Raw genomic sequence first — 19,740 nt, forward strand, 5'->3', positions numbered from 1 at the left:
CTAGTTTCTCCAATCGGGACGGGAGTAGAGCGGTTGCGACGGCAACTGCCCGGATTGTCTGTAGACGCAGCTTTCATAAAGCTGCGCGGGGTCACGCCCGGCCAGATAGTCGGACGAGACCTCAAGCTCCATGCGTGCCACGGGGCCATCGCTGGTGGCGCCCATGGCAATTTCGCCGCGCGGTTTGGCGGCAAGCTGCGCCTGCCGGAAGCAGGACTGCTCTGCCGCTTCGCGCGAAACCGGGCCGCAGGCGGCCAGAAACGCGAGAAGGATCAGCGCGGTCCGCATCGCCATCATCCCGCAACCGGGCCGATGCCGCGCATGCGCAGGCATTCGGCAGTGGCCGGGCGGCGCAGGATCGTCGCCACGTTCTGCACGGTCAGCGTGCCGGCGCGGGTGCCGACATCGCGCGCCAGTGCCCGGATTTCGCCGGGGCTGGCATTGGCCATCACGCAATCTGCGGCGGCTTCGGCCTGCGGGGCGGCCATGTAGTTCTGCATCACCGGCACCACGACCGACCGCGCCGCACGGGCGGAGACGTTATCGGCCATGGCCTGCGGCGAGCAGGCGGCGGCAAGCAGAAGGCAGGCGAGGGCAAGGCGGGGCATGGTGTTTCTCCGTTCCGTCGGTGCGCCGAGCCTAAGCCCGCCGCCTGCCGGTTGGGAGACACATGCCCGCGAGGCGCGCGGGAATCCGCCGCTCTGCCCGTCCGGGCAGGGAGGGAGGTCGCGCGCCCGTGCCATCAGAACTTGCGCTCCGCCGGGGCGATCTTCTTCAGGCTGATGCCGCCTTCCGCCTCGGTCGTCAGCGGATCGACATGCACCGCGCGGTAGCTGAGCGTCACCTGATTGCCATCGACATGGGCCAGCGTGTGCTTGCGCCAGTTCGCGTCGTCGCGGTTCGGATAGTCCTCATGGGCATGCGCCCCGCGGCTTTCCTTGCGGGCATTCGCGCCGTAGATCGTGGCCAGCGCGTTGGGCATCAGGTTGGTCAGTTCCAGCGTTTCCATCAGGTCGCTGTTCCAAACAAGGCTGCGGTCGGTGACCTTCAGATCGCCCAGCTTGGCAGCGATCGCGGTCATCTTGGCCTCGCCCTCGGCCAGCGTCTTTTCGGTGCGGAACACCGCAGCGTCGGCCTGCATGGTCTTTTGCATCTCAAGCCGCAGCTCGGCCGTCGGCGTGCCGCCATTGGCGTTGCGCAGGCTGTCAAAGCGGGTCAGGGCCTTGTCCACCTCGGCCTTGTTCACCGGGGCGATGCGTTCTTTCGGATCGACGATCTGACCGGCGCGGATCGCGGCGGCGCGGCCGAAGACCACGAGGTCGATCAGCGAGTTCGAGCCCAGACGGTTCGCGCCATGCACCGAAGCACAGCCCGCCTCGCCCACCGCCATCAGGCCGGGGAAGATGGCGTCCGGGTTCTCGGCGGTCGGGTTCAGCACCTCGCCCCAGTAGTTCGTCGGGATACCGCCCATGTTGTAGTGAACGGTCGGCAGAACCGGGATCGGCTCCTTGTTGACGTTCACACCGGCAAAGATCTTGGCCGATTCCGAGATGCCAGGCAGACGTTCCGCCAGGGTGGCGGGCGGCAGGTGGTTCAGGTGCAGGTGGATATGGTCGCCTTCGGCGCCCACGCCGCGCCCTTCGCGGATTTCCAGCGTCATGCAGCGCGAGACGTAATCGCGCGGCGCCAGATCCTTGTAGTGCGGGGCATAACGCTCCATGAAGCGTTCGCCCTTGGAGTTGGTGAGATAACCACCCTCGCCGCGCGCGCCTTCGGTGATGAGGCAGCCCGAGCCGTAAATCCCGGTCGGGTGGAACTGCACGAATTCCATGTCTTGCAGCGGCAGACCGGCGCGGGCCACCATGCCGCCGCCGTCGCCGGTGCAGGTATGGGCCGAGGTCGCGCTGAAATAGGCGCGGCCGTAACCGCCGGTCGCCAGCACGGTCATCTTGGCGTTGAAGACGTGGATCGTGCCGTCATCCAGCTTCCAGCACACCACGCCGGTGCAACGGCCGTCAGTGATGATCAGGTCCAGTGCGAAATATTCGATGTAGAATTCCGCGTTGTTCTTCAGCGACTGGCCATAGAGCGTATGCAGGATGGCGTGGCCGGTGCGGTCGGCTGCGGCGCAGGTGCGCTGCACCGGCGGGCCTTCGCCGAATTCGGTCGTATGGCCGCCGAAGGGGCGCTGGTAGATCTTGCCTTCTTCGGTGCGGCTGAACGGAACGCCGTAATGTTCCAGTTCATAGACCGCAGCCGGAGCTTCGCGGGCGAGGTATTCCATCGCGTCGGTATCGCCCAGCCAGTCCGACCCCTTGACGGTGTCATACATGTGCCACTGCCAGTTGTCGGGGCCCATGTTGGACAGCGAGGCGGCGATGCCGCCCTGCGCCGCGACGGTGTGGCTGCGGGTCGGGAACACCTTGGTCACGCAGGCGGTGCGCAGGCCTTGTTCGGCCATCCCCAGCGTGGCGCGCAGACCGGCGCCACCGGCACCGACCACCACGACGTCATAGTCGTGAACTTCGTAAGGATAAGCAGTCATCTTCAGCCTCTCAGAGCGCGATCTTGGCGAGGGCGTAGAAGCCCACCGCGATCACCGCGTAGGAAATCGAAATCGCCAGCATGATCAGGCCCTTCTTCATGCTGCCGCGCGCATAGTCCTCGATCATCATCTGCGCGCCCTTGGCGAAGTGGCGCATGCCGACGAACAGAACGAGGCCTGTCAGGATGGCCGGGAAGGGATGCGAGAAGGTTTCCAGCACCTCTTCATAGGGTTTGCCCAGCGTCGAGCCGAAAATATACATCCAGACCGGGATCATGAAGGCCAGACCCACGGCCGAGACCTGCATATACCAGTGGTGTTCGGTGCCGGTATGGGCGGCGCCCTTGCCTTCGGCGCGCTTGCGGGCGGTCAGGTAACGCATGGCTGCCTCCTCAGACCAGAATGACGGTAATGACGGTCAGGACGACCGAGCCGATGACGCAGGCCCAGCCCAGCTTTTCGGCGGTCGGGATGTCGAGCCCCTTGCCCGCATCGTAGTAAAGGTGCCGCAGTCCGGCGAGGTAGTGATACCAAAGCGCCCAGGCAGACAGGAAGAACACCAGATCGCCGAACCACGAGGTCGCCACCGCATTGGCATAGGCGAAATATTCGGGGCTGACGGCGGCGGCGAGCAGCCACCAGACCGCCAGCAGCGTGCCGACGATCAGCCCGTTGCCGGTGATCCGCGTCAGGATTGAGGTGATCGAGGTCAGTTGCGGACGGTAGATTTGCAGATGGGGGGAAAGGGGGCGCTCGACCCGCTTTGCTTCGGCCATGGTATTGTCCCTCTGTCGCTTGGCGCGGCCCGAGCGTCGCGCACTGGCAGGATTTCCTGTTGTTCAATAGCGCGTTTTTCGCGCAAGTCACGCGGGCAATCGGCTGTTTAGGGGGCCGTTTCCGCTATCAACCCCGAATATTTGCGCTTTGTGATCACGTTTTTTTCAGCTGTGATCACGCAATCGCACAGGCAAGGGCGACTCGGCGGTGCCTCTGATCCCGACGCGGGAGGGGGCGCTTCCCCAACGTCCGCCGGGATATTTCGCCAAGATAAAGCCGCAGCTTACTTCGGCATCACCGCCCAGTAATCGAGGTCCAGCAGAACTTCGGGCGCGTATTTGCCGTCCTCGCCCTTCAGCGCGAAGGGCGCCGCGCCCTGTTTCACCGCAACCAACCGCAGCCGGATCGCGCCGACGCCCGGCGCATCGGTATCGGCCTTGTCCAGCACCTCGGACCAGGCCTTGACCGTATCGCCCGAGAAGCAGGGGTTGGCATGCGCACCGCCGTTCAGCGCGACGATCATCTGGGCATTGGCGAGGCCGTTGAAGGACAGCGCCCGTGCCATGCTGATGATATGGCCGCCGTAGATCAGGCGTTTGCCATCGTCGCGGAAGGTGGCGTCGAAATGCACCTTGGCGGTGTTCTGCCACAGGCGGGTGGCAATCATGTGTTCGGCTTCCTCGATCGTCACCCCATCCACATGGTCGATCTGTTCACCGACCTGATAGTCGCCCCAGCGATGCGGTTCGCCCGCCAGCGCGAAATCATAGCGGGTGAAATCAAGGCCTGCCGGGATCACCAGATCGGCGGGGGCGAGGGCTTTCTTCAGCTCGGGCACCACGGCTTCGGGCGCGGGCGCGTCGAGCCGGTTCTTCCGCACCATGACCCAGCGCACATATTCCAGCACACAATCGCCGTTCTGGTTCAGCCCGCGGGTGCGGACATAGACCACACCCGACTTGCCGTTGGAGTTTTCTTTCAGCCCGATGACCGTGGATTCCGACCGCAGCGTATCGCCGGGGTAAACCGGGGCGAGCCAGCGGCCTTCGGCATAGCCGAGGTTTGCCACCGCGTTCAGGCTGATGTCGGGGACGGTTTTGCCGAAGACCACATGGAAGGCGACCAGATCGTCGATCGGGCTGGCGCTCAGGCCACTGGCGCGGGCGAATTCATCGGAGGAATACAGCGCATGCCGGGCGGGGTAGAGCGCATGATACAGCGCGCGCTCCCCACCCGAAACCGTGCGGGGCACGGCATGGGTGATGGTTTCGCCGATGCGGTAATCCTCGAAGAACCGGCCGGGATTGGTTTTCATGCGCTGCTCTCCTGCTGCGGCGGGGTGTCCCGCCGGGTCAATGCTCGCCGAGCTTGGTTTCGGGCGTGTAGATGCCGGGGGCCTCTTTCACCACGGCCTGACCGCAGCGCATCACGCCGCGTGCAGCGTCGAAGGCATAGGTGGGGGCGCCGTGCAGTTCCCACCCCTTGTTCAGGGCGGCGGTCACCTTGTGGCAGAAGGCCGATGTGTCGTCATCGCTGAGAAAGCGGTAAAGTTTCATGGGGTCACCCGAAAGCTGGATAGCCGAGCGCATAGTGCAGGCCCGCGATGGCACCATAGACGATCAGCGTGCCGACGACAGCCATGGCCTCGAACTTCGCGGGTTTGGCGGCGGGTGGAACCCATGGGCCGGCGCGGTTGATCACCACTATCTCCGCCAGCGCCCAGAGGCCGAGGCCACCGAACAGAAGGAAGGAAGGGGTGTCGCCGTTGACCAGCAAATGCGCGGCGGACCACAGCAGCACGCCGGTCAGCATCGGGTGCCGGAGGCGGCGGGCGATGGCCGTTTTCATGCCTGCGGCGGCGAACAGATAGACCGAAATCAGCATCAGCAGGTTGTTGATGCCGACCAGCGCCGGGCTGCGACTCCAGTAGAAGGCGCCTTCGGTGCTGCGATAGCCGATCACCATCAGCACCACACCCGCCAGCAGAGCCAGCGTGACTAGGCCGCGCCCGCGGTCCCCCAGCGCCGCACGGGCATCAGGGGCAAGGCGTTTGAACAGATGGCCGGCGATCCAGAGGATCAGGCCAAGGGCGAGCAGGGTCATGGGGGACTCCGTTGAATGTGAACCGGGTTCACACTCGCATCACTCTGCCATGGCCGCAATCGCATCGGCCTTGGCGAGGGTGGCCCGCGCCGTCACGATATGGAGATTTTCCACGATCTTGCCATCGACCACGGCGACGCCACCACCCTGGGCCATCACCTCGTCAAAGGCGGCGATCTGGCGGCGGGCGAGGGTCAGTTCGGCCTCGGACGGCGCAAAGGCGGCGTTGGCGATCTCAAGCTGCGCCGGATGGATCAGCGTTTTGCCGTCAAAGCCCAGATCGCGACCCTGTTCGCATTCAAAGCGCAGCCCGTCGTCGTCCTTGAAGGCGTTGTAAACGCCGTCGATCAGCGTCACGCCATGGGCGCGGCCCGCCAGCAGGCAAAGGCCCAGCCCGGTCTGCATCGGCAGGCGGTCGGGGCGGAAGCGGCTGTTCAGCTCTTTGGCAAGGTCATTGGTGCCCATCACCATGCCCTTGAGGCGCGGATGGGCGGCAATCTCGGCGGCGTTCAGCATCCCGGCGCAGGTTTCCATCATCGCCCAGAGATCGGCGCCCGGCACGGCATCGGCCACGGCATCCAGATCGGCGGCGCGGTTCACCTTGGGCACCAGAATGGCGTCGATCTTTGCCCCGCGTGCGATGGCCTCATCCATCGCATCGGCATCAGCGCGGCCCCATTCGGTATCAAAGCCGTTGATCCGCACGATCCGCATACGGCGGCCAAAATCCCAATCGGTCAGCACCTGCGCCAGCAGTTTGCGGGCGGCGGGCTTTTCCTCGGGCGCGACGGCATCTTCCAGGTCGAAGATGATCGCATCGGTGGCAAGGCCGCGCGCCTTTTCCAGTGCGCGCTCTTTCGAGCCGGGGATGTAAAGGACAGAGCGGCAGGGGCGGGCGGTCATGGGCGAGTCTCCCGTGAAAGATTCTTTCGCCAAAGACCACATCTGCGGCACATTCGGCAAGACCCGATTTGCCGCATTGCAGAAAATCTTGCTGCAAAGCCGCGCCATGCGCTCAGTTCAGCGGGAAAGCGCCCCAGACCAGCTTCAGCGACAGTGCCAGCAAGGCCCAGGTTACCAGCCTGAAGAACAGCGCCTCCGGCAGCCTCCGGACCAGCCAGACCCCGCCAAACACCGCCACCGAAGCCGGAATCGCCATCAGCAGCGTGACCCTGAGGTTGCCAAGGTTGATTTGCCCCAAAGCCCAATAGGGGATCAGCTTGATGGCATTCACATAGGCGAAAAGGATGGTCGATGTGCCCGCGAACACGGCTTTCGACAGGCCCAGCGGCATGACATAGACCTGATAGGGCGGGGCGCCCGCATGGCTGACGAAGCTGGTGAAACCTGTAGCGGCGCCCCAGAACAGGCCGGGGGCCACTTTCGCGGGCTGTGGATTGGTCGCGCGCGGGCGGCGCAGCAGCAGGTTGGCGGCAAAGACCGCGCCGACCAGACCAACGATGCCGCCGACAATCCGTTCCGGCACCAGATGCGCCGTGGCCCACCCCAACGCCACGCCCAGCGTTGTTGCGGGCACCATGATCGCCAGCACCCGTTTGTCGAAAGCATGACGATATGCGTAGAGCCCGAACATGTCAGAGACGACATAAATCGGCAGCAGGAGCCCCGCCGCCATGACCGGCGACATCACCAGACTCATCAGTGGCACGGACAGCATGGCGACCACCGGCACACCACCCTTGCCCATGCCGACCAGCATCGCGGCCGGAATGGCCGCCGCCCAAAACGCCAGATCTTCCACTTGCCCTGCCTCCGCCGCCCGGTAGGCGACCCTGTTCCGGCCGACTCGGGCCAATTGTCGCGCAACTTTCGGCAGCCTTTAGCGCAAACAACTTGCGCAGGGCAACTTGGCCTGTCATGCCGCATCGCGGCAGTCTTGCGTGAATCCCGCGAGACGCCTAAAGCATACCGTTGCATACAATCCCAGCCGGAGACGGAATCATGGCACGACCCAAGATCGCACTGATTGGCGCTGGCCAGATCGGCGGAACGCTCGCCCATCTCGCAGCCATCAAGGAACTCGGCGATATCGTCCTGTTCGACATCGCGGAAGGCACCCCCCAGGGCAAGGCGCTGGATCTGGCGCAGTGCGGCCCGGTCGAGGGCTTCGATGCCGTCCTGAAGGGCGCCAACAGCTATGAGGACATCGCGGGTGCCGATGTCTGCATCGTGACCGCCGGCGTGCCGCGCAAACCGGGCATGAGCCGCGACGACCTGCTGGGCATCAACCTGAAGGTCATGAAATCGGTGGGCGAGGGCATCAAGGCCCATGCGCCGAACGCCTTCGTCATCTGCATCACCAATCCGCTGGACGCGATGGTCTGGGCGCTGCGCGAATTTTCGGGCCTGCCGCATGAGAAAGTCGTGGGCATGGCCGGCGTGCTCGATTCGGCCCGCTTCCGCCACTTCCTGTCGGTCGAGTTCAATGTCTCGATGCGCGATGTGACCGCCTTCGTTCTGGGCGGCCATGGCGACACCATGGTCCCGCTGACCCGCTATTCCACCGTCGCCGGCATTCCGCTGCCGGATCTGGTTGCGATGGGCTGGACCACGCAGGAGAAGCTGGACGCCATCGTGCAGCGCACCCGTGACGGCGGCGCCGAGATCGTTGGCCTGCTGAAAACCGGCTCGGCCTTCTATGCGCCCGCCACCTCGGCCATCGAAATGGCCGAAGCCTATCTGAAAGACCAGAAGCGCCTGCTGCCCTGCGCGGCTTACGTCAAGGGCGCCTTCGGTCTGGACGGCATGTATGTCGGCGTGCCGACGATCATCGGCGCCAAGGGCATCGAGCGGATCGTGGACATCAAGATGAACGCCGACGAGCAGGCGATGTTCAACAAGTCGGTCGATGCGGTGAAGGGCCTTGTCGAGGCGTGCAAAGGCATCGACCCTTCGCTGGCCTGATCTGCCAATCCTGACGAACGGAAAAAGCCCGGCTGCGCGCCGGGCTTTTTTATCAGGCGGCTGTTTGGCGGTTCAGAACTGCATCTGATAGCCAAGGGCGACGTGATTGCCCGACAGATCGAGGCTCACGCCATTGGCGAGATAGCCCACCAGCGCGCCTGCCAGAACCTGACCCACTGTGTGCTGATCCGCCTTCACGCGCGACACGCCGACCAGAGTCGCGGCACCGAAAGCCAGCGCCCCCGCCACTGGCCGGTCGCGCCAGCAGTCGCGCGCAAGGCTGGTGGCGCCGAAAAAGGCCATCGAGGTATGCCCGGACGGAAAGCCCCGGTCGTGCCCGTTGGGCCTGCGCCCGATACTGCTGCTGCGAGTTGCAGCCTTCAGGCCATGGGTCACGAGTTCGGTCGTCACCGCGCCTGCGACGAAATCTGCCGTCCGGTGCTGCTGGATCGCACAGACCCCCGCCATGACCGGCAGGATGACCTGAAGCGCATCGCCCGTCCGGGTCAGGCCGGTCTTGTCCTGCGCCACGGCGGGTGCAGCAAGGGCGAAGCTGGCGGCAAGGCTCGCGGCACGCATCATCTGGCGCGGCCGGACCGGGATCGGGAACATGGCTGATTTCCTGAAAGGGGAAGGGTGCCGCACGCTTGTCACCAAAGCCGCGTAGCGCCATGCAACCGGGGTTGCAGACCACCTTGGGGACCAGAGCGCGCACCCCCTTCCGCACGGCGCAATGCCGTGCTAGCGCCGGGGCATGAGCAAGGGCCACATCTCGCCGTATCACGCGCCTGCCTTCATTCCCGACGCGCTGGCGAAGGGGCAGCATCGTGCCATCATCGGGGGGCGATGGGAGGAAACCGGTATCATCCAGATGGAGATGCTGCTGGCCGAGGGGCTGCGCCCGCGCCACCGCATGCTGGACATCGGGTGTGGGCCGCTGCGCACGGGGTGTCGCGTGGTGCCCTATCTGAACCCTGGCCATTACTGGGGCAGCGACCTGTCGCGCGACCTGATCCTCAAGGGCTATCGTGCCGAACTGACCGAGGGGGACCGCACCCGTCTGCCCATCGCACAACTGGTGGAGGATGCAGATTTCAGCTTCCCCGGCATCCCGCGCGATCTGGATTATCTGCTGTGCTTCGCCGTGTTCACCCACCTGCCGGTGAACCACCTGCGCCGGGGCCTCCTGCGGGTGGCCGACCACTTCATCCGGTTCGAGAAATTCCTGTTCACGGTGTTCCTTGCCCCCGATGCGCAATCGAGCCTCGGCCCGGTGCGGCAGCCTGATGGCGTGGTGACCCATGACATCCGCCCGCCCTATCACCTGCTGGAATCCGACATCCACCATTTCTGCGCGCAGGCCGGATTGGCCGTTGAAATCCGTGCAAACCGGCTGCCACGGGGGCAGGTTCTCTGCGTGGCGAGTCGGCTCTGATCACGCTGCGCTGCGGCGTTTGCGGCAACGGCGATGTGCTTGTGATCACACTTTTTCAACGTGTGATCACAAATGCGATTTTTCTGCGCCAAAAGCTGCCTATCCGGCAAAAGCTGTTTTGAAAGCGCCTTCCATTATGGCATCACGCCCCCAAATCAGCAGCGATGGGACATGATCCATGAACATCCATGAATATCAGGCCAAGGCGCTTCTCCGCAGCTATGGCGCCCCGGTTTCGGACGGCCGTGTCGTCCTGAAAGCCGAGGAAGCCAAGACCGCGGCGGGCGAGATGGACGGGCCGCTCTGGGTCGTCAAGGCGCAGATCCACGCCGGTGGCCGCGGCAAGGGCAAGTTCAAGGAACCGGAAGCCGGTGAAAAGGGCGGTGTCCGTCTGGCGAAATCGGTGGAAGAAGCCGAAACGCTGGCCAAGCAGATGCTGGGCCGCACGCTGGTCACCCACCAGACCGGCCCGGCCGGCAAGCAGGTGAACCGCATCTACATCGAGGCCGGTTCGGACATCGCGCGCGAACTCTACCTCGCGCTGCTGGTGGATCGCCAGACCAGCCGCATCTCTTTCGTCTGCTCGACCGAAGGCGGCATGGACATCGAAGAGGTCGCCGCCTCGACCCCCGAAAAGATCCTGTCCTTCTCGGTTGACCCGGCTTCGGGCCTGTCGGATTTCCACGGCCGCCGTCTGGCCTTCTCGCTGGGCCTCGAAGGGGCGCAGGTGAAGCAGATGGTTGCGCTGGCCAAGACGCTCTACAAGGCCTTCGTCGAGAAGGACATGGAGATGCTGGAGATCAACCCGCTGATCGTGACCCCGGAAGGCCAGATCAAGGTGCTGGACGCCAAGGTGTCGTTCGACGGCAACGCGCTCTATCGCCACGCCGACATTCAGGCGCTGAAAGACGAGACCGAGGAAGACCCCAAGGAACTCGCCGCGTCGAAATTCGACCTGAACTACATTGCGCTGGACGGTGAGATCGGCTGCATGGTGAACGGCGCGGGCCTTGCCATGGCGACGATGGACATCATCAAGCTCTATGGCGCGGAACCCGCCAACTTCCTCGACGTGGGCGGCGGTGCGACGAAAGAGAAGGTGACCGAGGCGTTCAAGATCATCACCTCGGACCCGAACGTCAAAGGCATTCTGGTCAACATCTTCGGCGGCATCATGCGCTGCGACGTCATCGCCGAAGGCGTGATCGCCGCGGTGAAGGAAGTGGGCCTGAAGGTTCCGCTGGTCGTGCGTCTGGAAGGCACCAACGTCGAGCTGGGCAAGAAGATCATCAACGAAAGCGGGCTGAACGTGATCGCGGGTGACAACCTCAGCGACGCGGCGCAGAAGATCGTGAAAGCGGTGAAAGGATGAGGCTTGCTGCCGCTATCGCCGTCCTGATTGGGCTGGCCGGATGCAATGTCTCCTCGCCTGACGGGCAGGATTCTGTTGGGTTCCTGGCTCAAGAGGCTGCTTTCGCGACCCGGACTTGCGTTCAGAACAACTTCGCTGCCGCGCCTGTCAAGGCAGCGATGCTTACCCGCGGCTACAAAGTGCTCGAGATCACGACTTCGAAAGATCTAGAACGTGTCCAGCCAGGGGTGAACTGGATGTCGGCTGCTCGCTTTACCGCTCTTGGAACCAATCCCTGTGCGTGGATGCCGGGTGGCCATTTCGGACAGGCGGTCATTGACGCGGCTGCCGCGGAGTTGCGCCGACTTGGCTACGTCGAAACGGCAGAGCAGGGTCTCTGGTCGAAGAACGGTGCCAAGGTGCGGCTGAACGGTCAGCGGATCACACGGCCCGGCGCCGGCATCAATGCGGCCTTTGTCGGTGTATCGGCAGCAAGCTAAGGTCCTTGCCTGCCTGCGCAGGCCAAAACGAAAATCGAGGCGGGAGATCCCGCCTTACATTCGCAAAACCTGGGTGGTCAATCCCACCAAACGGAGAGACACATGGCTGTTCTCGTGAATGAAAATACCAAGGTTATCTGCCAGGGCATCACCGGCTCGCAGGGCACCTTCCACACCGAACAGGCGATTGCCTATGGCACCAAGATGGTCGGTGGTGTGACGCCCGGCAAGGGCGGCACCAGCCACCTTGACCTGCCGGTCTTCAACTCGGTTCACGAAGCGAAAGCCGTGACCGAGGCCAATGCGACCGTGATCTACGTTCCGCCGCCCTTCGCGGCCGACTCGATCCTTGAAGCGATCGACGCCGAGATGGAGCTGATCGTCTGCATCACCGAGGGCATTCCGGTGCTCGACATGATGAAGGTGAAGCGGGCGCTGGAAGGGTCGAAATCGCGGCTCATCGGGCCGAACTGCCCCGGCGTCATCACACCGGGCGCCTGCAAGATCGGCATCATGCCGGGCCACATCCACCAGCGCGGCAGCGTCGGCGTGGTGTCGCGTTCGGGCACGCTGACCTATGAGGCGGTGAAGCAGACCTCCGACCTCGGTCTGGGGCAGTCCTCGGCCGTGGGTATCGGCGGCGACCCGATCAAGGGCACCGAACATATCGACATACTGGAAATGTTCCTCGCGGACCCGGAAACCCATTCGATCATCATGATCGGTGAAATCGGTGGCTCGGCCGAAGAAGAAGCGGCGCAATTCCTTGCCGACGAAAAGAAGCGCGGCCGCTGGAAGCCGACCGCCGGTTTCATCGCGGGCCGCACCGCACCGAAGGGCCGCCGCATGGGCCATGCCGGTGCCATCGTGGCCGGTGGCAAGGGTGATGCGGAATCCAAGATCGAAGCGATGAAATCCGCCGGGATCGTGGTTGCGGACAGCCCCGCCCATCTGGGCGAAGCTGTGATGAAGGCGCTGGGCAAGTAAATCTCGTTCCCCGGGGGTATGCCTCCGGGGAACCTCTCGAAGGGAGGCGAGCATGCGATTTCTGACCATGGCCACGCTGGCGAGTGTTGCACTTGCAGGGTGTGTCACCTCCGGGCCCACAACGGGTGCCCGCAATGGCATGGCGGCCGCCGAGGCCGCCACCGGCGTTTCTGCCGCGAATATCGTCGCCTATTCCGCGAACGGGGCGGGTATAGGCGGGCTGGTTATTCAGGGCGTGCCGAACGTCCTGTTCTACAAGGCGGCCAGCACCGACAAGGCCCAGCTCAAGGCCGCCCCGGCGCGCATTTGCGGCGCCCGTGGCGTCGCATCGGCCGAGGATCGCGCGCTGGAACATCCCGAACAGATGCCGGGTGTGCGCAAGCTTGTCGTAAGCTGCAAGTGACGCACCCCTTCGTCCATACGTCTCAATGAGGCACTGACATGACCGATCAATCCCCCAACGCCACGCTGAACGCGCAATCCTTCATGGACGGCGCCAATGCCGATTACATCGACCAGCTTCAGGCCCGCTATGCCGCCGATCCGAATTCGGTCGATGCCGGTTGGGCTGCTTTCTTCAAGGCGCTGGGTGACAGCGAGCTGGAAGCCAAGCGCGCCGCTGCGGGCCCGTCCTGGGCGCGCAATGACTGGCCGCAGCAACCGGCGGACGAACTGACTGCCGCGCTGACCGGCGAATGGCCGCTGGTGCCGAAAGAGGCCAAGGGCGCGGGCAAGAAAATCGCCGAAAAGGCGGCCGAGGCCAATGTGGCCCTGACGCAGGAGCAGATTCAGCGCGCCGTGCTGGATTCGATCCGCGCCATCATGATCATCCGCGCCTACCGGATTCGCGGCCACCTGGCTGCCGACATCGACCCGCTGGGCATGCGCGACAGCGCCAACCACCCGGAACTGGACCCGAAATCCTATGGCTTCACCGAGGCTGACATGGACCGGCCGATCTTCATCGACAATGTGCTGGGCCTGACCCATGCCTCGATGCGGCAGATCATGGAGATCGTGAAGCGCACCTATTGCGGCACCTTCGCGCTGCAATACATGCACATTTCCGACCCGGAACAGGCCGCCTGGCTGAAGGAACGGATCGAAGGCTACGGCAAGGAAATCGCCTTTACCCGTGAAGGCCGCCGCGCCATCCTCAACAAGCTGGTCGAAGCCGAGGGGTTCGAAAAGTTCCTCCATGTCAAATACATGGGGACCAAGCGTTTCGGTCTGGACGGTGGTGAGGCGCTGATTCCCGCGATGGAACAGATCATCAAGCGGGGCGGCAATCTGGGGCTGAAGGAAATCGTCATCGGCATGCCGCACCGTGGCCGCCTGTCGGTTCTGGCCAATGTTCTGGGCAAGCCCTACCGCGCGATCTTCAACGAATTTCAGGGTGGCAGCTTCAAGCCCGAGGATGTGGACGGGTCGGGCGACGTGAAATATCACCTCGGCGCCTCGTCGGACCGGACCTTCGACGGGAATACCGTCCACCTGTCGCTGACCGCCAACCCCTCGCACCTTGAGGCGGTGAACCCGGTCGTGCTGGGCAAGGTTCGCGCCAAGCAGGACCAGCTTGGCGATACCGAACGCCGTCAGGTTCTGCCGATCCTTCTGCATGGCGACGCGGCTTTCGCGGGTCAAGGCGTCGTGGCCGAATGCTTCCAGCTTTCGGGCATCAAGGGCCATCGCACCGGCGGCTGCATCCATATCGTCGTGAACAACCAGATCGGCTTCACCACCGCGCCGCATTTCTCGCGCACCTCACCTTATCCGACCGACATCGCGCTGATGGTCGAGGCGCCGATCTTCCATGTGAACGGCGACGATCCCGAAGCCGTGGTGCATGCCGCCCGCGTGGCGACCGAGTTCCGGCAGAAGTTCGGCAAAGATGTCGTTCTGGACATCTTCTGCTACCGCCGCTTTGGTCACAACGAGGGCGACGAGCCCATGTTCACCAACCCGATCATGTATAACCGCATCAAGCGTCACAAGACGACGCTTCAGCTTTATACCGACCGGCTGGTGAAGGATGGCCTGATCCCGGAAGGCGAGATCGAGGACATGAAGGCCGCTTTCCAGGCCCGCCTGAACGAAGAGTTCGAGGCTGGCAAGGAATTCAAGCCGAACAAGGCCGACTGGCTGGATGGCCGCTGGAAGAACATGTCGCGCGAAGGCGAGGAATATATCGCCGGCAATACCGCGATCAAACCCGAGACTCTGGCCGAGGTCGGCACCGCGCTGACCCGTGTGCCGGACGGGTTCGAGATCCACAAGACCGTCGCGCGCCAGCTTGAAGCCAAGAAAAAGATGTTCGAGGCCGGCGCCGGTTTCGACTGGGCCACGGCCGAGGCGCTGGCCTTCGGCTCGCTGCAAACCGAGGGCTATCCGGTGCGCCTGTCCGGTCAGGACTGCACGCGCGGCACCTTCTCGCAGCGGCATTCGGCCTTCGTCGAGCAGGGCACCGAAGAGCGTTACTATCCGCTGAACCACATCCGGGCCGGTCAGGCGCGGTATGAGGTCATCGATTCGATGCTGTCGGAATATGCGGTGCTGGGCTTCGAATACGGCTATTCGCTGTCGGAGCCGAATGCGCTTGTGCTGTGGGAAGCCCAGTTCGGCGATTTCGCCAACGGCGCGCAGATCATGTTCGACCAGTTCATCAACTCGGGCGAAAGCAAATGGCTGCGGATGTCCGGTCTGGTCATGCTGCTGCCGCACGGGTTTGAAGGGCAGGGGCCTGAACATTCGTCGGCACGCCCCGAACGCTTCCTGCAACTTTCGGCGCAGGAAAACTGGATCGTGGCGAACTGCTCGACCCCGGCGAACTACTTCCACATCCTGCGGCGTCAGATCCACCGCGATTTCCGCAAGCCGCTGGTGCTGATGACGCCGAAGTCGCTGCTGCGGCATCCGATGTGTGTCTCGACGGCTGAAGATTTCACCACCGGCTCGTATTTCCATCGCGTGCTGTGGGATGACGCCCAGAAGGGCAATTCGACGCTGCAACTGAAGCCCGACGCCGAAATCCGGCGCGTGGTGATGTGCTCGGGCAAGGTCTACTATGACCTGCTGGCCGAACGGGATGCCCGTGGCGCCGATGATGTCTACCTGCTGCGCGTGGAACAGCTTTACCCCTTCCCGGCGCAATCGCTGCGTGCCGAACTGGGGCGCTTCCCGCAGGCCGAGGTGGTCTGGTGTCAGGAAGAACCGAAGAACCAGGGCTACTGGAGCTTCATCGAGCCGAATATCGAATGGGTGCTGGATCAGGTCGGCGGTGCGGCGAAACGCGCGCGCTATGCGGGCCGCTCGGCCTCGGCCTCGCCCGCCACGGGCCTCGCCTCCAAACACAAAGCTGAACAGGAAGCGCTTGTGAACGATGCGCTGTCTTTCGAAGGGAAATAAGCCAATGACCGTTGAAGTTCGCGTTCCCGCCCTTGGCGAAAGCGTCACCGAAGCGACCATCGCCACCTGGTTCAAGAAGCCGGGCGATGCTGTTGCCGTGGATGAAATCCTCTGCGAGCTGGAAACCGACAAGGTGAGCCTCGACGTGCCGTCGCCCGCTGCGGGTGTGCTGGGCGAGATCGTCGCACCAGAAGGCGAAACCGTCGCCGCCGCTGCACTGCTGGCCACGATCAACGAAGGCGCGGCCGCTGCTGCCGCGCCCGCGCCGAAAGCTGAAGCCGCCGCCGCGGTGAACTCGCCCGGTGCAGGGCCGGAAACCCCGGCTGCCCGCAAGGACGTGGAAGATGCGCCTTCGGCCAAGAAAGCCATGGCCGAGGCGGGGATTTCCGCCGCACAGGTGCAAGGCTCGGGCCGTGACGGCCGTGTGATGAAGGAAGACGTGGCCAAGGCCGTCGCTTCTGCCGCCGCTGCCCCGGCGCCCGCCCCGGTTTCGGTGCCGCGCGCGCCCGTCCCGGCCGATGATGCCGCCCGCGAAGAGCGCGTCAAGATGACCAAGCTGCGCCAGACCATCGCGCGCCGCCTGAAGGACAGCCAGAATACTGCCGCCATGCTGACCACCTATAACGAGGTGGACATGTCCGGCATCATGGGCCTGCGCAACGAATACAAGGACGTGTTCGAGAAGAAGCACGGCGTGAAGCTCGGCTTCATGTCCTTCTTCGTGAAAGCCTGCTGCCACGCGCTGAAGGAAGTCCCCGAAGTCAATGCCGAGATCGACGGCACCGACATCGTCTACAAGAACTACGTCCACATGGGCGTGGCTGTGGGCACGCCTTCGGGTCTTGTGGTGCCGGTGGTGCGCGACGCCGACCAGATGGGCTTTGCCGCGATCGAGAAGAAGATCGCCGAACTGGGCGTCCGCGCCCGTGACGGCAAGCTGTCGATGGCCGAAATGGCGGGCGGCAGCTTCACCATCTCGAACGGCGGCGTCTATGGCTCGCTGATGTCGTCGCCGATCCTGAACCCGCCGCAATCGGGGATCCTTGGCATGCACAAGATCCAGGATCGCCCGGTGGTGGTGAACGGCCAGATCGTCATCCGCCCGATGATGTATCTCGCGCTGAGCTACGATCACCGCATCGTGGACGGCAAGGGCGCCGTGACCTTCCTCGTGCGCGTGAAGGAAGCGCTGGAAGATCCGCGCCGGTTGTTGATGGATCTGTGATGGCGTCGGGCTGAAGCCCGACTTATGGCGCAGGGCAGTCTTTAGTCTGCCTTGCGCCTGTTCCCGCCTGTTCAGGGCGGGGTCAGCGCCCACCGCAAGGGACATCATCCCCCATGCCTCTCAAGCTCACTGCCCTTACGCTCGCCGCCTTGGCTGTGGCTTTTCCCCTGAATGCGCAGCCGAGCCAGAGCCAAACTGCCAAGGTCAATGCACTTTGGCTGATCGCGATTGACGATTGGGGACCGCTTTTCACCTGCGGTGCGACCAATGCCGACTCGGATGAGTTCATCCGAAACGCCTGGTCCAAGACAAGAAAAAGGGCGCTAGAGGCGATGGCTGGTGCAAATTGGCCCAAAGATGATCTTGCGCGATGGCAGTCCAGGTCCGAACCTGACGCGATGCGTCTGCCGCTGGACACGCCCTTTGCCAAAGTGATCGCCTATTGTTCCAGACGGAAGGATTGGGTCGAACACTCTTTCAAAGTCGATATGCTGCCGATCGGAGCCGAAGTTGAAAAGATACTGAAGCCGGTGACTGTGCCATGACCCCCGAACTCACCGCCCTCGCCCTCGCGGGCCTGCTGCAAGCAGCCCAATACCTGCTCTTTGCCATCCCGGCGAACCGGGAGCTGGGGACGGGGTATACTTCCTCGGCGCGGGACCGGCCGCCGTCGCGGCAGCTTTCGCAGACCACCGCCCGGTTGCAACGCGCATTGAACAACCATTTCGAAGGGCTGATCTTGTTCACCCTCGCGGTTGTGGTGGTCACGCTGGGCGGCAAGGCATCGGGCCTGACCGCGGCCTGCGGCTGGGTCTACCTCGGTGCCCGCATCCTCTACGTTCCGGCCTATGCCCTTGGCTGGCGCCCCTGGCGCTCGGCCATCTGGGGGCTGGGCTTCCTCGCAACCCTCACCATGATCGTGGCCAGTCTGACCTGACCTTTATCTTGGTATAAATATCCTCGGGGGTCCGGGGGCAGACAGCCCCCGGCGCTCGACACCAAAGGAGACCGAAATGGCAGAATTCGATGTGATCGTGATCGGCGGCGGCCCCGGCGGCTATGTCTGCGCCATCCGCTGCGCGCAACTGGGCCTCAAGACCGCCGTGGTCGAAGGGCGCGAGACGCTGGGCGGCACCTGCCTGAACGTCGGCTGCATCCCGTCCAAGGCGCTGCTGCACGCGACGCATAACCTGCATGAAGTCCATGAAAACTTTGAAAAGATGGGCCTGATGGGCGCCAAGGTCAAAGTCGATTGGGACAAGATGCAGGCCTACAAGCAGGATGTGGTGAACGGCAACACCAAGGGCATTGAATTCCTGTTCAAGAAGAACAAGGTGACCTGGCTGAAGGGCTGGGGCTCGATCCCTGCCGCCGGTCAGGTCAAGGTCGGCGACGAGGTTCACAGCGCGAAGAGCATCGTTATCGCCACCGGCTCGGAACCCGCGAGCCTGCCGGGCGTGACCGTGGATGAAGAGGTGGTTGTCACCTCCACCGGCGCGCTGTCGCTGAAATCGGTGCCGAAATCGCTGGTGGTGATCGGTGCGGGTGTGATCGGGCTGGAGATGGGCTCGGTCTATGCCCGTCTGGGCGCCGAGGTGACTGTGGTCGAATATCTGGATGCCATCACCCCCGGCATGGATGCCGAAGTGGCCAAGAGCTTCCAGAAGCTGCTGGCCAAGCAGGGCATCAAATTCGTGCTGGGCGCGGCGGTGCAGGGCACTGAGCGCACCAAGAAGGGCGCGAAAGTGTCCTACAAGCTGCGCAAGGACGAAAGCGCGCATGAGATCGAGGCCGATGCCGTGCTGGTCGCCACCGGCCGCAAACCCTATACCACCGGTCTGGGGCTGGAAGCCGTGGGCGTGGCGATGGAGCCGCGCGGGCAGGTCACCATCGACAGCCATTTCCAGACCAGCGTGAAGGGCATCTATGCCATCGGTGACGCCGTGGTCGGCCCGATGCTGGCCCACAAGGCCGAGGATGAGGGCATGGCGGTGGCCGAGGTTCTGGCCGGCAAGCATGGTCATGTGAACTACGATGTCATCCCCGGCGTGATCTACACCGCGCCCGAGGTGGCTTCGGTCGGCAAGACGGAAGAGCAACTGAAGGCCGAAGGCCGCGCCTACAAGGTGGGCAAGTTCCCCTTCATGGGCAATGCGCGCGCCAAGGCGATCTTCCAGGCCGATGGCTTCGTCAAGATGCTGGCCGACAAGGAGACCGACCGGGTTCTGGGTTGCCACATCATCGGGCCGGGCGCGGGTGATCTGATCCACGAAGTCTGCGTGGCGATGGAATTCGGTGCCTCGGCCCAGGACATCGCGCTGACCTGCCATGCCCACCCGACCTATTCGGAAGCGGTGCGAGAGGCGGCGCTGGCCTGTGGTGACGGCGCGATCCACGCCTGAGGGACGCTTATCAAGCGGAAACGCCCCGGCCTGATGGCCGGGGCGTTGCTGTTTTCCGTATCATGGCCCGCGATGCGGGCCATGG

22 protein-coding genes are annotated in these 19,740 nt (G+C 63.8%); 11 read left to right on the plus strand and 11 right to left on the minus strand.

The window, feature by feature from the left end; all coding sequences use genetic code 11:
* From D2N39_RS07680 to D2N39_RS07725, 10 genes are all read right to left on the minus strand, one after another.
* The gene (locus D2N39_RS07680; protein WP_119134343.1) at positions 1–288 is read right to left on the minus strand and encodes a hypothetical protein; all 288 of its coding nucleotides are present in this window, start codon (positions 286–288) and stop codon (positions 1–3) included.
* Between the two features lie 5 nt (positions 289–293).
* Entirely contained in the window at positions 294–608 is a 315-nt protein-coding gene (locus tag D2N39_RS07685) for a hypothetical protein (protein ID WP_119134189.1), read from the minus strand.
* Positions 609–742: 134 nt separating this feature from the next.
* On the minus strand, positions 743–2,545 hold the full coding sequence (sdhA, locus tag D2N39_RS07690; RefSeq protein ID WP_119134190.1) for a succinate dehydrogenase flavoprotein subunit: 1,803 nt from the start codon (positions 2,543–2,545) through the stop codon (positions 743–745).
* A gap of 10 nt (positions 2,546–2,555) precedes the next feature.
* Positions 2,556–2,927, minus strand: a complete 372-nt coding sequence (gene sdhD, locus D2N39_RS07695; RefSeq protein ID WP_054304068.1) for a succinate dehydrogenase, hydrophobic membrane anchor protein — start codon at positions 2,925–2,927, stop codon at positions 2,556–2,558.
* A gap of 10 nt (positions 2,928–2,937) precedes the next feature.
* Positions 2,938–3,321, minus strand: a complete 384-nt coding sequence (gene sdhC, locus D2N39_RS07700; protein ID WP_119134191.1) for a succinate dehydrogenase, cytochrome b556 subunit — start codon at positions 3,319–3,321, stop codon at positions 2,938–2,940.
* A gap of 284 nt (positions 3,322–3,605) precedes the next feature.
* Positions 3,606–4,637, minus strand: a complete 1,032-nt coding sequence (locus D2N39_RS07705) for a MaoC family dehydratase (protein ID WP_119134192.1) — start codon at positions 4,635–4,637, stop codon at positions 3,606–3,608.
* 37 nt (positions 4,638–4,674) lie between these two features.
* Positions 4,675–4,878, minus strand: a complete 204-nt coding sequence (locus D2N39_RS07710) for a DUF1737 domain-containing protein (RefSeq protein WP_054304065.1) — start codon at positions 4,876–4,878, stop codon at positions 4,675–4,677.
* A 4-nt stretch (positions 4,879–4,882) separates the two neighbouring features.
* On the minus strand, positions 4,883–5,425 hold the full coding sequence (locus D2N39_RS07715; protein WP_119134193.1) for an NnrU family protein: 543 nt from the start codon (positions 5,423–5,425) through the stop codon (positions 4,883–4,885).
* A gap of 39 nt (positions 5,426–5,464) precedes the next feature.
* Positions 5,465–6,328 carry an HpcH/HpaI aldolase/citrate lyase family protein gene (locus D2N39_RS07720; RefSeq protein WP_119134344.1) on the minus strand — a complete coding sequence of 288 codons (864 nt, stop codon included), beginning with the start codon at positions 6,326–6,328 and terminating at the stop codon, positions 5,465–5,467.
* A gap of 112 nt (positions 6,329–6,440) precedes the next feature.
* The gene (locus tag D2N39_RS07725) at positions 6,441–7,187 is read right to left on the minus strand and encodes a sulfite exporter TauE/SafE family protein (RefSeq protein ID WP_119134194.1); all 747 of its coding nucleotides are present in this window, start codon (positions 7,185–7,187) and stop codon (positions 6,441–6,443) included.
* Between the two features lie 200 nt (positions 7,188–7,387).
* On the opposite strand from D2N39_RS07725, the gene mdh reads away from it, so the two are divergent.
* Positions 7,388–8,350: a malate dehydrogenase gene (mdh, locus tag D2N39_RS07730; RefSeq protein ID WP_108128446.1), complete on the plus strand. Its 963-nt coding sequence runs from the start codon at positions 7,388–7,390 to the stop codon at positions 8,348–8,350.
* 72 nt (positions 8,351–8,422) lie between these two features.
* Here the strand turns inward: mdh and D2N39_RS07735 are convergent, their stop codons facing one another.
* The gene (locus tag D2N39_RS07735; protein ID WP_233557082.1) at positions 8,423–8,962 is read right to left on the minus strand and encodes a phosphatase PAP2 family protein; all 540 of its coding nucleotides are present in this window, start codon (positions 8,960–8,962) and stop codon (positions 8,423–8,425) included.
* A 142-nt stretch (positions 8,963–9,104) separates the two neighbouring features.
* Between D2N39_RS07735 and D2N39_RS07740 the strand changes: the two genes are divergently transcribed.
* The 10 genes from D2N39_RS07740 to lpdA all read left to right on the plus strand — a co-directional run bounded on the left by D2N39_RS07740 (position 9,105) and on the right by lpdA (position 19,655).
* Complete coding sequence (locus tag D2N39_RS07740; protein WP_119134195.1) at positions 9,105–9,785, plus strand: class I SAM-dependent methyltransferase; 681 nt, start codon at positions 9,105–9,107, stop codon at positions 9,783–9,785.
* A 178-nt stretch (positions 9,786–9,963) separates the two neighbouring features.
* Positions 9,964–11,157, plus strand: coding sequence for an ADP-forming succinate--CoA ligase subunit beta (gene sucC / locus D2N39_RS07745; RefSeq protein WP_119134196.1), 1,194 nt, complete (start codon positions 9,964–9,966; stop codon positions 11,155–11,157).
* On the plus strand, positions 11,154–11,636 hold the full coding sequence (locus D2N39_RS07750) for a hypothetical protein (RefSeq protein WP_119134197.1): 483 nt from the start codon (positions 11,154–11,156) through the stop codon (positions 11,634–11,636). The genes sucC and D2N39_RS07750 overlap by 4 nt, the downstream gene beginning before the upstream one ends.
* A gap of 102 nt (positions 11,637–11,738) precedes the next feature.
* On the plus strand, positions 11,739–12,623 hold the full coding sequence (gene sucD, locus D2N39_RS07755; protein WP_119134198.1) for a succinate--CoA ligase subunit alpha: 885 nt from the start codon (positions 11,739–11,741) through the stop codon (positions 12,621–12,623).
* Between the two features lie 52 nt (positions 12,624–12,675).
* Positions 12,676–13,026, plus strand: a complete 351-nt coding sequence (locus D2N39_RS07760; protein WP_119134199.1) for a hypothetical protein — start codon at positions 12,676–12,678, stop codon at positions 13,024–13,026.
* Between the two features lie 38 nt (positions 13,027–13,064).
* The gene (locus D2N39_RS07765) at positions 13,065–16,028 is read left to right on the plus strand and encodes a 2-oxoglutarate dehydrogenase E1 component (RefSeq protein WP_119134200.1); all 2,964 of its coding nucleotides are present in this window, start codon (positions 13,065–13,067) and stop codon (positions 16,026–16,028) included.
* Positions 16,029–16,032: 4 nt separating this feature from the next.
* Positions 16,033–17,253, plus strand: a complete 1,221-nt coding sequence (gene odhB, locus D2N39_RS07770) for a 2-oxoglutarate dehydrogenase complex dihydrolipoyllysine-residue succinyltransferase (RefSeq protein WP_233557083.1) — start codon at positions 16,033–16,035, stop codon at positions 17,251–17,253.
* A 113-nt stretch (positions 17,254–17,366) separates the two neighbouring features.
* On the plus strand, positions 17,367–17,798 hold the full coding sequence (locus D2N39_RS07775) for a hypothetical protein (protein ID WP_119134201.1): 432 nt from the start codon (positions 17,367–17,369) through the stop codon (positions 17,796–17,798).
* Complete coding sequence (locus D2N39_RS07780; RefSeq protein ID WP_119134202.1) at positions 17,795–18,190, plus strand: MAPEG family protein; 396 nt, start codon at positions 17,795–17,797, stop codon at positions 18,188–18,190. Before D2N39_RS07775 ends, D2N39_RS07780 begins: the two co-directional genes overlap by 4 nt.
* 76 nt (positions 18,191–18,266) lie before the next feature.
* Positions 18,267–19,655: a dihydrolipoyl dehydrogenase gene (gene lpdA, locus D2N39_RS07785; RefSeq protein ID WP_119134203.1), complete on the plus strand. Its 1,389-nt coding sequence runs from the start codon at positions 18,267–18,269 to the stop codon at positions 19,653–19,655.
* Positions 19,656–19,740 lie beyond the last annotated feature (85 nt).

This window comes from Gemmobacter lutimaris (assembly GCF_003570715.1).
In the GTDB taxonomy this organism is placed as follows: Bacteria; Pseudomonadota; Alphaproteobacteria; order Rhodobacterales; family Rhodobacteraceae; genus Gemmobacter; species Gemmobacter lutimaris.

What these genes read in the sequence shown, in the direction of transcription:
- D2N39_RS07680 (WP_119134343.1), bottom strand. Translation starts at nt 288, where the DNA reads ATGCGGACCGCGCTGATCCTTCTCGCGTTTCTGGCCGCCTGCGGCCCG.
- D2N39_RS07685 (WP_119134189.1), bottom strand. Translation starts at nt 608, where the DNA reads ATGCCCCGCCTTGCCCTCGCCTGCCTTCTGCTTGCCGCCGCCTGCTCG.
- sdhA (WP_119134190.1), bottom strand. Translation starts at nt 2,545, where the DNA reads ATGACTGCTTATCCTTACGAAGTTCACGACTATGACGTCGTGGTGGTC.
- sdhD (WP_054304068.1), bottom strand. Translation starts at nt 2,927, where the DNA reads ATGCGTTACCTGACCGCCCGCAAGCGCGCCGAAGGCAAGGGCGCCGCC.
- sdhC (WP_119134191.1), bottom strand. Translation starts at nt 3,321, where the DNA reads ATGGCCGAAGCAAAGCGGGTCGAGCGCCCCCTTTCCCCCCATCTGCAA.
- D2N39_RS07705 (WP_119134192.1), bottom strand. Translation starts at nt 4,637, where the DNA reads ATGAAAACCAATCCCGGCCGGTTCTTCGAGGATTACCGCATCGGCGAA.
- D2N39_RS07710 (WP_054304065.1), bottom strand. Translation starts at nt 4,878, where the DNA reads ATGAAACTTTACCGCTTTCTCAGCGATGACGACACATCGGCCTTCTGC.
- D2N39_RS07715 (WP_119134193.1), bottom strand. Translation starts at nt 5,425, where the DNA reads ATGACCCTGCTCGCCCTTGGCCTGATCCTCTGGATCGCCGGCCATCTG.
- D2N39_RS07720 (WP_119134344.1), bottom strand. Translation starts at nt 6,328, where the DNA reads ATGACCGCCCGCCCCTGCCGCTCTGTCCTTTACATCCCCGGCTCGAAA.
- mdh (WP_108128446.1), top strand. Translation starts at nt 7,388, where the DNA reads ATGGCACGACCCAAGATCGCACTGATTGGCGCTGGCCAGATCGGCGGA.
- D2N39_RS07735 (WP_233557082.1), bottom strand. Translation starts at nt 8,962, where the DNA reads ATGTTCCCGATCCCGGTCCGGCCGCGCCAGATGATGCGTGCCGCGAGC.
- D2N39_RS07740 (WP_119134195.1), top strand. Translation starts at nt 9,105, where the DNA reads ATGAGCAAGGGCCACATCTCGCCGTATCACGCGCCTGCCTTCATTCCC.
- sucC (WP_119134196.1), top strand. Translation starts at nt 9,964, where the DNA reads ATGAACATCCATGAATATCAGGCCAAGGCGCTTCTCCGCAGCTATGGC.
- D2N39_RS07750 (WP_119134197.1), top strand. Translation starts at nt 11,154, where the DNA reads ATGAGGCTTGCTGCCGCTATCGCCGTCCTGATTGGGCTGGCCGGATGC.
- sucD (WP_119134198.1), top strand. Translation starts at nt 11,739, where the DNA reads ATGGCTGTTCTCGTGAATGAAAATACCAAGGTTATCTGCCAGGGCATC.
- D2N39_RS07760 (WP_119134199.1), top strand. Translation starts at nt 12,676, where the DNA reads ATGCGATTTCTGACCATGGCCACGCTGGCGAGTGTTGCACTTGCAGGG.
- D2N39_RS07765 (WP_119134200.1), top strand. Translation starts at nt 13,065, where the DNA reads ATGACCGATCAATCCCCCAACGCCACGCTGAACGCGCAATCCTTCATG.
- odhB (WP_233557083.1), top strand. Translation starts at nt 16,033, where the DNA reads ATGACCGTTGAAGTTCGCGTTCCCGCCCTTGGCGAAAGCGTCACCGAA.
- D2N39_RS07775 (WP_119134201.1), top strand. Translation starts at nt 17,367, where the DNA reads ATGCCTCTCAAGCTCACTGCCCTTACGCTCGCCGCCTTGGCTGTGGCT.
- D2N39_RS07780 (WP_119134202.1), top strand. Translation starts at nt 17,795, where the DNA reads ATGACCCCCGAACTCACCGCCCTCGCCCTCGCGGGCCTGCTGCAAGCA.
- lpdA (WP_119134203.1), top strand. Translation starts at nt 18,267, where the DNA reads ATGGCAGAATTCGATGTGATCGTGATCGGCGGCGGCCCCGGCGGCTAT.